Origin of the sequence: Bacillus sp. cl95, from assembly GCF_900115925.1 — a bacterium.
Lineage (GTDB): Bacteria > Bacillota > Bacilli > Bacillales > Cytobacillaceae > Neobacillus_A.
Genome location: NZ_FOYF01000003.1, coordinates 99027 through 112258 on the forward strand (window position 1 = coordinate 99027; position 13232 = coordinate 112258).

Genomic DNA, 13232 nt, shown 5'->3' on the forward strand with positions numbered 1-13232 from the left:
CTCTTACCCTGTCCTTTTCGTTGATTTCTTCTTATATAAAAGGTGAAAGGGCAATATGATTGGTTCGTTATTATCATCTTGGTGATTGCCGAAAACAAAGTAGTACGAAAATGGATATTCGATGAGGAGGAAGGTAGGATGAACAAGTTATTGATCAGCGGAAAGCCATTGATGGTAATTCCAGAATTGGCAGTGAAAATTGGATTCAACGAAGCGTTGATGCTGCAACAAATTCATTATTGGGTGAGTTCAAGCACTCATATAATTGAAGGGAAAAAGTGGATTTACAACACCTATAAGGAATGGCAAAACCAGCTCCCGTTTTGGTCAGAAAGTACGATTATGCGAACCATCCGCTCACTAGAGAAACAGGGTTTTCTCATCTCAGCGAATTGGAATTCCTCCAAGATGGATAAGACGAAATGGTATACGATTAATTATCAAAAAGTTGAAGAATTAGAAAATGCCGAGATGGAACTTTCCTTTGGTCAAAATGAAGTATCTAATACGTCAGAATGCACTATGGAGGAAGGAAGCTTGACCAAAGCAATACCAGAGAGTACTTCAGAGATTACTACAGAGAAAAACATTATAGTCGATGAAGTCATTTCCTACCTCAACGAAAAAACAAATGCAGTCTACAAATCTAGAACACCAAAAAACCGTAAAATCATTAGGGCTAGGATGAGGGAAGGGTTTACTTTAGATGATTTTAAAAGGGTCATTGATATAAAGACCGAAGAATGGCAGCATCTACCACATCTGTGTAAATTTCTAAGGCCAACCACCTTATTCGGAACAAAATTTGAAGCGTATCTCAATCAAAAGGTCGTCCAGAAATCATTTAGAGCGGAGGATTTTGACTTAGATGACTAAAGAAGAGACCTATCGCCTATTAGTAAAAATACAGAACATATACAATTCCTTCAAAGTGAACCAAGACGTCATTAATGCTTGGCATGAAATCCTCAAGAAGGATTCACTTGAAAAAGTGGAAAAACGATTGTTAGACCACATAAGAATGTCTAAGTACCCTCCGAGCCTCATGGAATTTGCGGCACCGTTACAATCGTTCTCAACCACTCCTAACGTGAATGAAACAAAGCGGTTGATTCACAAGCAGCCTACTACTGCTAGCAAAGAAGTCATGGATCAAGCGCTTGCGAGTATGAGAGTTGTTTTGGGTATCTCCAAGGAGGAGCAATAAATGAGTGGCAATGCACCGTTTAATTTAGAAGCAGAAGCAGCGGTAGTGGGTGCTTTCTTCTTAGACAATGAGTTGGTTAAAGAATGTACGATTCGTCCTGAACACCTATATTCTCCGAAACTAAGACTCTTATACACAGCAATTAGACATCTTGACGAAAAAGGAAGACCGATAGATCCCATCACTGTTTGCGAAGAACTAGGCAACAGGAACATCCAAAGGCTGGGTGGAGTCAGTTATATAACAGACCTAGCTGGCAGTGTGCCAACCACCGCAAACTTTCACTTTTACGAAAATATGGTCAGGGAATACGATAAAAAAAGAAAAGCCGTTCAAATCGCTGCAAAAATCATTGAAAGCGCAAAAAACTCTGAAATCAATAAAACCCTAAATGAGAGTATTCATGAACTCATGGCGGTTGACGATGACAAAGTCGATGAGGAAAACGGGGATATCACACCAGCACTAGTAAATCTTTTTGAAGAGTGCGAGAAGGACTTAGGTGATATCATCGGCATCCCCTCTGGATTTAAGCATTTAGACCGCCTAACAGGTGGTTTTCAGGAATCAGACCTGATGATTGTAGGAGCTCGTCCAAGTATGGGGAAAACGGCCTTTGCACTCAATCTAGCGATGCAGGCTGCCAAAGAGGACGTGAGCTTATTCTTTTCGCTAGAAATGTCCAAAAAGCAACTTCTGAAACGTATCACTGGTTTTACAGCAAGGATTGATAGTTTCAAAATGAAGAATCCAAGAAGAGAGTTTGGAGACGATGACTGGCGAAATTTCTCCGAAACACTTGGATACCTATCAAAAGTCAATCTTCATATCTTCGACAAAGCCGGAATGGACATTCCGTACATTTGGTCTAAAGTACGGAAGGCGCGCAGAGAGTACAAGAAGGACAAAAGAATCCTCGTCATCATCGATTATCTGCAACTGATCGAAAGCGATTCGAAAAATAACCAAAACCGCCAAGCAGAAATCAGCGAGATCAGCAGGGCGATCAAAACAATGGCTAGAGAACTGAATGTAGTCGTGATCGCTCTGTCCCAGCTCAGCCGAGGAGTAGAAAGTCGCTTCGACAAACGACCCATCCTCTCAGACCTAAGAGAAAGCGGCCAAATCGAACAAGACGCCGACCTCATCGCCTTCCTCTATCGCGATGATTATTACGATAAAGAATCCACCCAGAAAAACATGATGGAAATCATCTTCGCCAAACATCGAAATGGTCCAACAGGAACGATAGAACTAGGGTTTAATAAGGAGTATGGGAAGTTTGTGAGTTTGGTGGAGTGAGAGAAATAAAATAAAGGGTTATGAATCTTACTTATTACTGTAAGAAAATGTTAATACCTTTCTTAATGGTACCTATGTAACTGTTGAAACACAAAGATTCAACAGCTACATAGGCATCGGTTCGTTCAGACCACCCTTACTTATGAAAAGGTAAGTCCATTTGAGAAAACAGTAAACACCTTAAAATGTTGATGTATCAATGTTTAAGGTGTTTTTTTAGCGAATAATAAGGTAAGATTTGATTTCATTACACACATTTTTACAAAAGAAGTTTATTATGTTATTCCATGTCCTTTGTGATACCAACGATTTAGAGAAAATCTATAAGCAAAGAAGTTTATTTTTGAATTTAAAGAATTTTCGTATAAATTTATAACAATGCTATAATTGGTTAAGGTTAAGTACATAATTACAGAGGTGAGCCTTTTATGGAGAGACTAGGAATAAGTAATTGGGTATGGAAAAAGGGATATATTAAAGAAACAGTTCTGAATTTGAATGTAACTAAGATAAATATCATAACAGCTTTTTTCTCAAATTACGGACTTATCCTTATTAAAGAACTAAAAAATAATAATAATCTACCAAAAGATAAAATCAATATATACCTATCTAAGGAATTTAGTATGAATAATCCAGGTAAGCTTTTAGAAGGATTATTAGATATTGCTAATGTATATATAGTTCATCAGGACAAATTACATGCTAAAGTATTTATGTTTTACACTTCAGAAAGAATTTATGTTTATCATGGATCAGCAAATTTTACTCGTGGAGGGTTAGAGGACAATCTTGAATTAACACATGAGTTTAGCTCAACTAATGTTTCTCGGTTAGAAAATTTTATTAACCATTGTAAAATTGCTTCCGACAAGGTAACAAAGGAACTCATTAGTAAATATAAAGGAATTGATCAAGAACTAGAGAAATTAACTAATGCTAATCTTGAGATAAGTAGGAAAATTAATGAAATATTTGTAGACGAAAAAGATCTATTTAAGGAATCCGATTATGACTTAGATGGATGGTTTTTTAACTATCAGGATTATGAGACATTATTTCCAAAACACCAATATCAAGATGGTCCAATCATTAATAGGAGAAGAGACAATGTTCGTAAAAAATTACTTGAAATTAACAATCATTTAAAGAATAACGTGAAACAATATAATTTACACAATCACTGGGCATCGGGAAGAAACCCAGAATTTATTACTTCTCAAATCATTCGATCCGATTATAACCACAATCGACTGTCCTGGATTTGTGTGCGATATGGTAAAGACAAGAAAAATGCAATACTTAAAGGTAGTCCTGCAGAAAGATATGAAAGTTTTATAAAACACGCATGTATACAAGTATCCCTCGTCGGTGACGGTGTTCAAGTGGGCCTATTTCATGCTACAGCAAATGGAGCTATCGATAGGGATTACTTAAAGCGAAATATTGAACGACTTAAAGAAAAAATAATTTACGAAGTAACAAAGTTAAACGGAGAAAAATTTGTTTGGCATGTATTTGATCCTAAGACTGATAAGTCAATCAAATCATTTAGTTTTGATTATGAGGATCCAAATGAGTTTATTGAATTCTATAAAAAATATGATGATGAGGGATTTGAGTCTTTTTGTATTTTTCATATGAATCCTAATGATCAAAACCTTATGACCAAAGATAGTATTGTTCGAATTGCAAGTCATAAAATAGAAAAGCTTTATTCACTATATAAATTAATAACCTGGGTAATACCCGATTGATTTTTTTAGGATAGAGAGGCAGAACCCTGATGAGTTAAAGCGTTAACGTACTTGGAGCCAGGCACTATATTAAAGTTCTTTATTGTCACAAAATCACAACAATTAATTAAAGGTTAATTTAATTAAGAAAAGAATATATCTTTTGAGGAGGTGTGATGTTCTTGTTGGTCTTGGAGGAAGATGTTGAATTAGGTATTAAAATTGTAATGAATGAATTCAGGGATATAGTGGAAATTAATATTTTTAAAATAGAAGACTATAAATTCATAGCTTTTGTAATCTTATGTGATGACAAACCACCTTGGAGATATCACATATTGCAAAGACATGGTAAAACTGCTGAGGAAGCAATAAAAAATGCTCTAATTGATTTGACCTATGAAGCATACATAAATTAATAGAGACTGTTTTGGCTAAATTCAGATAGAACCCTGTCACTTAGTTGTTTCACTCAGTCAAAACTCTTCATCAAATACTTTTATTTTAGAATTGTTAACAAGAATCAAAAGAATTCCATCGTGAACTTCTGGTACAAAAGCCTGCATCTAGGTTTAGACTTATTTCGTAGAATGATACTCAATGTATGAAATTTCTACTTCACTTGATAAATTCCAACCAGAAAAAGATAAACTCAAGTCGCTGTAGAAGTCGTGGAGAGAGTGAAGAATACTCATAAAGTACTAAACCCTTTGTCATAGATCAACAGATTTTTTCTTCTAAATATGTTAATATTTAGATAAAGAAAAATGAGGTGACTTAGATGAAGGAAAAACGTGTAATCAGAACTTTTGGTTGGGTGCAAAATCCAGGAAAGTTCGAGAATCTTAAACGTACCGTTCAGGTTTTTGATAAGGATTCCAAAGTTTATAAAGAGGTAAAAGACCACAAAATTCCTAATCTTGTAAAAGATAAAGGGGTTCGTGACACACTGGTAAAAGCAATGAATCGCTCAGATAATCTGTATACATACAAAGAGTTAGTAGGTACGGGTACTTCCATCCGAGCAAATGCCCCGTGTGATGCCATCATTCAGGCGACAATACTAGACCAAGGTAACAAAAAAGGATACATTGATAACTGGTCAGCAGACGGGTTCGTTCGTTGGGCTCATGCTTTAGGCTTCATTGAATACGAACATTCCAAAGACGCATTTTATCTTACAGATACAGGAAAAGCTTATTCCATTTCAAGCGATAATTCTTCAAAAGAAAAAGCAATCCTAATCGAAGCGTTATCATCATATCCACCGGCAATACGAATTTTGACATTACTGGAAAAAGGCGATCATTTAACAAAGTTCGAATTAGGTAAACAGCTAGGCTTTAACGGTGAGAGTGGTTTTACATCATTACCACAAGACTTGTTCTTGGATTCCTTAGCAACTGCACCTTCATCACCATCTAATATTAAGAGTTCTATTCGTTCAGATTGGGAAGGTTCAGCAGATAAATATGCCCGCATGATTGCAGGCTGGCTCTCTAAGATGGGGTTAGTAACGCAACCAAGAAAAGATTTTGTTGTACCGACAGTTGGTGGTCATACACGTAATGAGTATATTTCCCATTCTTACAAAATTACAAAAGAAGGCCTCGATGTTATACGTAGAGCAAAAGGCGGTAGCAAACATATACGAGTACCAAAACGTGTATATTGGGAAATGTTAGCTACTAACATCACTGATAGAGTATATGTCCGTACAAGACGAGCCTACACTCTGGACCTGCTTATGAAAAGCAACTCTCCGTTAACAACAGTTCAATTACAAACGAAATTAAGAGGATTGGGGTTCGATGAACTTGAGGAGACAATCCAAAACGACATCAACGGTCTAATAAACACGGGTATTTTCATCGAAATGACTAGGAGTGGTTTCCAATTAAAAGATACAATTCAACCATTCATTATTCCTCAGTTAGGTGTCACTAAGTTTTTGGTCAAAGGTGCAATGGAAATTAAGAAATCGGAATTACGTCATAAGTTGAGGCACGTACCACATGAATATATCGAACTTATCGAGATTGCTCAGGATTCAAAGCAAAATCGTTTACTAGAATTCAAAGTCGTAGAGTTTTTCAAAAAAATATACGGATATCGAGGAAAACATTTAGGTGGTAGTCGTAAACCTGATGGGGCGTTATTCACTGACGGTCTAGTATTAAACCACGGAATTATACTCGATACGAAAGCTTACAAAGATGGTTATCGTTTACCCATTTCACAAGCAGATGAAATGCAACGTTATGTTGATGAGAACAATAAACGTAGCCAAGTTATTAACCCAAATGAGTGGTGGGAAATATATCCAACATCTATCACGGATTTCAAATTCTTATTCGTGAGTGGTTTCTTCCAAGGAGACTATAGAAAGCAATTAGAGCGCGTAAGCCACCTTACAAAATGTCAAGGTGCAGTTATGAGTGTTGAACAGTTGTTATTAGGAGGTGAAAAAATTAAAGAAGGTAGCTTAACACTTGAAGAAGTGGGTAAGAAATTCAAGAATGACGAAATTGTATTCTAATAGTAGGAATTGTTTTTCTAGTTTCTGGCAATATAGGAAGTCATCTAATCTCACAATAAGCTCACTCTAGAAGAATTTAAGTTCGAAAGAAAGAAAAATTGATGATTGTTTTTCCTTTTTCTATGATGATATTAGAGAGCTTTAATAAATTTTTGAATATTAATAAGTTATATGAGAATAATGCAAAAAAGCATTGGGAAATTTGGCCCAATGCTTTTTTTCTAATAGATTCAATCGCTACATAACCTAATAAAATGTAGCAGATAAATACTATCGTTTGTTGTGTTTTAAAACAAGATCCCAAAGATTGTTCATACTACTCAAATCACTATCATACATTGTGTAATTATCTAGATATCCATGATTTTCAATTCGGTTAATTCTGAGAACATCTTCCTTTGCGAACCATCCAATTAGGTGCCCACTTTTCAGATCATCAAATATTCTCACAGATACATATATGTCCTTAGGTTTATTATTAAACTGTTCTACAAGTTCTAAGGTTCTAGTATGGTAGGATTTTGTTCTTGTTTTAACATCTACCGTTATCTTATTAGATATTATAAAGTCAAATAGGTCAGCTTCCTGGTGACTGGTTCTATCTTCCTCGAAAATAATATTATTTTCGAGGAGAAATTTTTTGAAGATTTTCTCACCTAATTTTCCTTCAAACATTTTTTGCTTTTTATTAGATAAGCCTCCAGCATGGAAATCATGCTTATTTGATGTGAATTCTTTTGAAATTTCGGCATAATCTAATGCTTCTTTTATCAATTCATCTTCAAGTATGTATTTTTTTCTTAAGATCATTCTTTATCACGTATCCTCTATAAGTTTAATAATTATATAATACTACATAATTATTAAATGGTATATTATGTAATAAAACTTGTTTTGGAAATTCTATTTGAGAAATACTTCAATCAAGTTAAATTGGGAAAATAAAATGAGATTTAGAAGAAGATAGAAAGGGCATCTGGTAACAAAAAGAAAATGGGATTAAAGAATCATCCTCCCTACCGACACCTGATGTGGATTACAATACACAATCAAGCAGTATCAAGACATACTGGAAGGGTTACCAAATTATGTCCAGTATGCCTCGACCTAGCAATCCTTGCGAAAATGCCTAAGGAGAATGTTTCTTTTCCATTTGAGAACAGAACCTCTCCATCCCTATTCTGTCCAAAAAGTTGAAGACTTAGAAGCGATAATTTACAACTATATGTATTAATATTTTTTTTTGATTTTTCAGTTCGTAACCACTAAGTTTTATTTTCATTGATAATTATCAAGAATCTTGTTTATCATGTGTATGTTAGGTATTAGTAATCCACTTTGTAATTGAATCATACCTAATGATTCAAGATAAAGCTTAATAATATCAAACTGATGTTTACTGGATTTTAAAGACCTTTTTGTATCAAAGGAAGATTCATAATTTGAGTACCATGTTTGAAATAAATAGTGTTGTCGTTGTTGTCTGGTTCCACTATTATAACTTGAACAAAGATACAAAAATTCGAATATTCCGATAAATGAATCGGAAAAATTTTTCATGATGTTAATCTTTATTTTCTCAATGTCTACAAGTGATATACATTTTTCTCCATCTATTGTTAAAGCTAGTCCTTTTTTTGGTGTTTTTCTTATAAGATTGGCTCTTTCAAGTGTTTTCCAGGTATTATAACAACGGTTTTTACTCATAGAATAATTACTATAAAACCAGGTTTCAAAATCATCTAAACTTAATTCCTTACAATCATTTATTTTATTCAAAATAATCATTATTGTCTTAAAAAGATCATTTTCAGTTGGAGGTATCTTTAAAACAGCTTTATATCTAGTTTCAAAAAATGGATCTTTAAGTATGTCTAATAATACCAATAAAATCACCTACCTGTTTTTATTACTGTATTATTGTTTACCGAAGAGGATTTTTTTATAAAAAAACATGGTATTTGTTCAATTTACTTTTATCTTGAATATATTCATTTGTTAGGATATGTGTTAATAAACTTAACTGGACGAATTACAATGAGTAAATAGTTATGATGTAAGAGCTTAAATATTAGGAAGGGGAAGGGGAAGTGTGTAGTTTACTGTACCAAGGGATAAAACTTTTGATAATGTGGTTTTCTGAATAACCGATAACTAATATCTTAGACCACTTATCGAGCTAATTTCAGATAATTGATGATCCAGAATTCCTTCTTTGATCTAATTATTTTTTGAAAGGGAATCATCTGATCCCCTCTACATATTTGAAAAATGGAAAAGTAGATTAACTTGATTCTTTTTTTGCAAAAAATATTAACTCATGTAAATTGTGTTCCTTTGAAGAAAGCTTACCCTTATATCTTCGATATGGAATTTTATATACTTTTACAGTATCTGAGTCGCAATAAGTATTAAGTATGTCGACAATAACTTTCTCGTCCATAATTCCTTCATTACTATAACTTACAACAATATATTTGAATTTAGCATTTTCAATTAGGTCTGAAAATTCTGTTATAACATCTTTTTTATTACAATATTTAGATTTTACGTCTTTATAAGGTCTTAAACCTGTTACACCATAAATCTCTGGATAGTCATATTTTGCGATTGTTTCTAAAAGGTGATAGTTAGGTAGATACTGTCTTGTATTGTATGGAGGATCAATGTATAAAATATCCCCTTCTATTTCTCTAATTAATTGGTTTGCATCCTTGTTAAAACATATATTTAATTTATTGTTGGTGGTTACTGGGAGTCTAACCATTTCTAATGGTTTAAGTGCTCTTTTATCCCAATGTTTTAAGTATGCACCAAAAGTTCCTGATATATTTGAAATATAAGGGACCGCTTCAATTAATCCTGCTAACAAATAATAATATTCATTTTCGAGTATTAAATCATTAATGTACCATTTTTCAATTTCGTTTCTTATAAAGTCAATTCTTTTTGCATTTTCTATAGAAAAGTACATTCTATCACAATCTTCATGAGGAGAATAATTTTTCCATATGAACGAATTTTCCTTGGTAAATGAATAATTTTCCAATGGGAAATTGTCTAAATATGAGAAAGGATCATTTATATTTAGTGATTTAAGTCCTTCAAAACTTGGGATAGAATCGTTTTCTATAGTTGCTTTTTGTAATACAAATGAAAAATACAATTGATCATTTGAATAAGTTTGATATTTGTTTTTAAAATTTCTCGCGACTGTTGCGGTACCTGAAAAAATATCAAGAAACGATGAAGCGTAAGGTATGTTTTTTTCAATAACGCTTTGTATATTGTCGATTAATAATGTTTTGGTTCCAATGTATCTCACTTTAAATACCCCTAGTGTCGTAGTTAGTGATAAGAACTTCTAAAGACGCATCTCTGTCTTTTCTTTGATAATTACTATTTCCATAACTTGAATTAATAGGGGTTACAAAAAAATTATTGGCTTCACACCACTCAATCAAAACTTCATTTCGTAACCCTTTGTTTTCAAACACATTTGATAGTGCAAACTTGATATTTCTTCGATTCAAATTATCTAAGAATGCAAGGAGCCTTGTTTCGTGCTCTGTAGACCAACCTTCGAAACCTCTTTTTCCATCATTATAAACTCCTTGGCTTATTAAGTAAGGAGGATCACAATAGAAAAAATCATCTTGATTGAAATTCATTAACGAAATTTCAAAATCTTCATTTGTGAAAAGAATATTTTTATCCTTAATTGCCTTTATGAAATCAATAAGTTTTTGCTTAAGTGAAGGACTAAAATGGCTCCTGTTCTTTCCAAAGGGAGTATTGAATTCATGTTTCTTATTAAAACGAATAACATGGTTAAAGGAGTAACACACAAGAACATACAAATCTAAAACTATTCGTTCTTTATTGTAAAATTCACGTAAAGCTAAATAGCCTTCTTGATTTTCCTTACTCAAGTTGTATTCAACTATACGATTTTCGATATGACTAATTGTTTGTTCAAGAGGTAGCTCTTGAAATTCATTAAAAAGATTAATTAGATAGTTGATATTATCATTACAAATTATTTGATTAGCATTCACATTTACCCCGACATTGCTGCCACCACAGAAAAGATCTACAAACTTATTTATTTCTTTAGGGAACATAGGTAATATTTGATTTAATAATTTGTATTTCCCTCCTGTGTAATTCAAGGGAGATTTAATGTATACTGATTTTTTAATTGTTGTTGCCATTAACAAACTGCTCCTTTATAGGGAAAGCTAATCAAAAAAGAGCCCATATTAAAATATGAGCTAATACAGAGTTCGCTTCCTAATTTTAATATATGATGTAGGGTAAGATTAAGACTCTATAAATGTCATTTGAATATTTTCTGTTCTCATATTTGAAATTTCTACGTATTCGGAATTAATTTCGAAACCTATAAATGAGCGATTCATATTTATGCTTGCTACAGCAGTTGTACCGGATCCCATAAAGGGATCAAGAACTAAATCATTCTCATTGCTGTGTATCCGAATAAGATGTTCTAACAATTTTACAGGTTTTTGAGTAGGATGATATCGTTTGAACCCTCCGCCACTTTCAGAAGGGTAAGATAAGATGCTGCCCTCGTATTTAGGATTTTGACGATTAAACGCCCATTTTCCCTTTTTTACATACCACTGGATCATTTCTATATTTGGAATATATCTTCTATCTCTATTCCTTGGCATAGGGTTAGTCTTCTGCCAAATGATAGTATCTTTATAAGAAAATCCTGCATTTGTTGCTATATCATTAATTAGAGATGCTTTCTTAAAGTCGTTAAATACGATCAATGATCCGCCGTCCTTTAATACTTTAAACGAATTTAATATCCAATCAGCATTATCAAATTCTACATCCCAATCTCCAAAGCTTGTCCCTGTTCTTTGTTTTTTTCGATCTTTCATAGTATGAAAATTAGATTCCTTCGAAACAACGTAAGGAGGATCGGCAATTATTAGGTCAATACAGGATCCATAGTTGTTGTACAAATCTTGGAATCCCTGTGAACAGTCTGTTTTATGAGTCTTATTTAAGAACTCTTCCATATTTTACCTCCTTACTAAAGGTTAAGATTCGACAAAAAAATACACTTTTTAATAATAACATAAATGAATCATCTCTCCTTCTATATATTTCTGGATTTTATTAGATTTATGTTAGGACTATATAAAAAGAAACTTAAAAAAACTAGATACCTCTTTCAAGCAAAAAAATGCTTAAAAAGGTTAAAGATTATAAATATCATTTAATTAAAATTAGAAAAAGATACAATATATTAAATATAATGATTACCTCAGAGTAAAAGCTTTTTTGATTTAAATTATCTAAAGTCAAATAAAAATTAAAGGTAAAAATATCCCTTCGATTTAAATAGCATTTTTGTTAATATGAAGAATAGTAAAACTTTCATAACTAATAAATATAAAGGGAACGTTTGTTTGAACGATAAACGTTCATATTATGGTTATAATATCATAAAAATAATATAATTACAATATTTAGAACGATAATAATTCAGTTGTTATTAAATATGTTTACGAAAGAAGGCATAAAATAATATGGTGGAAATGGATAATGTACTGCTTATTTGTAATTTAAGAGAATTGTTATCAAGAAAAAATATTTCTGCAAATAAACTTTCTCATGATATAAATGAAAGAAGATCAACAATAAATGATCTGATAAACAATAAACAAATGGATAAAAGACAAATACCTGCGAGACTAATTGCTAAAATTTGCATTTATTTAGATGTGTCACCATCAGACTTATTTGAAATCGGATATAATATCGAGAAGATGAAAAATATAACCGATTAGATGAAGGTTGAGCGTAACTATTTTTAAGAATAGACTAGTTTTTTTTCATTAAATTAGTAGTTTTTTTTATTAAAGAATAGTTTAATAACATACTTCTTTTTTATTTTTTCAGACAGTTTTATTTAAACTAAATCTTGATCGTAATGGATTCTGTTAACCCCAAAATGATTTGTATAACAATTAAACGTATCTTGCCTTTCTTTTGTCGTTCCCATTGATATCCGCATACCACATGAAGTTTATGTTTCATTCAAGTCCTAAGTGAAACATAAAGGAGGTAACAAGATGCCACGATATAATAAACTTGTTCGAGATAATATTCCTCAAATAATTGATGCTAACGGTAAGAAATATGCGTCGAAGATCATTAGAGATGAAGAATACATAAATGAGTTAAAGAAAAAGAGCTTTGAAGAACTACAAGAATATATGGACGCGGTTACGACTGAAAGTGCTTTGGAGGAACTCGCTGATGTTTTGGAAGTTATACATGCCTTGGCGGTATACCATGGGAGCACAATTGAAAAAGTAGAAGAAATTCGTAAGCAAAAAGCTAAAAGCCGAGGAGGCTTTAAAAAAGGTATCTTCTTAAAAGAAGTGGATGATTAAGAAAAGAA

At 32.7% G+C, this 13232-nt stretch carries 13 protein-coding genes; 8 read left to right on the forward strand and 5 right to left on the reverse strand.

Annotated features, from left to right (window positions below; all coding sequences use genetic code 11):
* Positions 1-138: 138 nt before the first annotated feature.
* The 6 genes from BMZ31_RS09530 to BMZ31_RS09555 all read left to right on the forward strand — a co-directional run bounded on the left by BMZ31_RS09530 (position 139) and on the right by BMZ31_RS09555 (position 6784).
* On the forward strand, positions 139-876 hold the full coding sequence (locus tag BMZ31_RS09530; RefSeq protein WP_090831516.1) for a conserved phage C-terminal domain-containing protein: 738 nt from the start codon (positions 139-141) through the stop codon (positions 874-876).
* A complete protein-coding gene (locus BMZ31_RS09535; RefSeq protein WP_090831517.1) occupies positions 869-1207 on the forward strand; it encodes a replicative helicase loader/inhibitor in 339 nt (112 codons plus the stop codon). The genes BMZ31_RS09530 and BMZ31_RS09535 overlap by 8 nt, the downstream gene beginning before the upstream one ends.
* Complete coding sequence (gene dnaB / locus BMZ31_RS09540) at positions 1208-2509, forward strand: replicative DNA helicase (RefSeq protein ID WP_090831518.1); 1302 nt, start codon at positions 1208-1210, stop codon at positions 2507-2509.
* Between the two features lie 428 nt (positions 2510-2937).
* Complete coding sequence (locus BMZ31_RS09545) at positions 2938-4266, forward strand: phospholipase D family protein (protein WP_090831519.1); 1329 nt, start codon at positions 2938-2940, stop codon at positions 4264-4266.
* Between the two features lie 170 nt (positions 4267-4436).
* Entirely contained in the window at positions 4437-4664 is a 228-nt protein-coding gene (locus tag BMZ31_RS09550) for a hypothetical protein (protein ID WP_217644039.1), read from the forward strand.
* 362 nt (positions 4665-5026) lie between these two features.
* A complete protein-coding gene (locus tag BMZ31_RS09555) occupies positions 5027-6784 on the forward strand; it encodes a restriction endonuclease FokI recognition domain-containing protein (protein ID WP_090831521.1) in 1758 nt (585 codons plus the stop codon).
* A 270-nt stretch (positions 6785-7054) separates the two neighbouring features.
* Here the strand turns inward: BMZ31_RS09555 and BMZ31_RS09560 are convergent, their stop codons facing one another.
* The 5 genes from BMZ31_RS09560 to BMZ31_RS09580 form a co-directional block, all read right to left on the reverse strand.
* Complete coding sequence (locus BMZ31_RS09560) at positions 7055-7594, reverse strand: hypothetical protein (protein WP_090831522.1); 540 nt, start codon at positions 7592-7594, stop codon at positions 7055-7057.
* Positions 7595-8062: 468 nt separating this feature from the next.
* Positions 8063-8671, reverse strand: a complete 609-nt coding sequence (locus BMZ31_RS09565; protein WP_090831523.1) for a hypothetical protein — start codon at positions 8669-8671, stop codon at positions 8063-8065.
* A 397-nt stretch (positions 8672-9068) separates the two neighbouring features.
* Positions 9069-10109, reverse strand: a complete 1041-nt coding sequence (locus BMZ31_RS09570; RefSeq protein ID WP_090831524.1) for a DNA adenine methylase — start codon at positions 10107-10109, stop codon at positions 9069-9071.
* A 1-nt stretch (position 10110) separates the two neighbouring features.
* A complete protein-coding gene (locus BMZ31_RS09575) occupies positions 10111-10998 on the reverse strand; it encodes a Dam family site-specific DNA-(adenine-N6)-methyltransferase (protein WP_090831525.1) in 888 nt (295 codons plus the stop codon).
* A gap of 108 nt (positions 10999-11106) precedes the next feature.
* Positions 11107-11841: a DNA-methyltransferase gene (locus BMZ31_RS09580; RefSeq protein ID WP_090831526.1), complete on the reverse strand. Its 735-nt coding sequence runs from the start codon at positions 11839-11841 to the stop codon at positions 11107-11109.
* Positions 11842-12354: 513 nt separating this feature from the next.
* Between BMZ31_RS09580 and BMZ31_RS09585 the strand changes: the two genes are divergently transcribed.
* Complete coding sequence (locus BMZ31_RS09585) at positions 12355-12615, forward strand: helix-turn-helix domain-containing protein (protein WP_254778716.1); 261 nt, start codon at positions 12355-12357, stop codon at positions 12613-12615.
* A 285-nt stretch (positions 12616-12900) separates the two neighbouring features.
* On the forward strand, positions 12901-13224 hold the full coding sequence (locus BMZ31_RS09590; RefSeq protein WP_090831527.1) for a nucleoside triphosphate pyrophosphohydrolase: 324 nt from the start codon (positions 12901-12903) through the stop codon (positions 13222-13224).
* Positions 13225-13232: the final 8 nt, after the last annotated feature.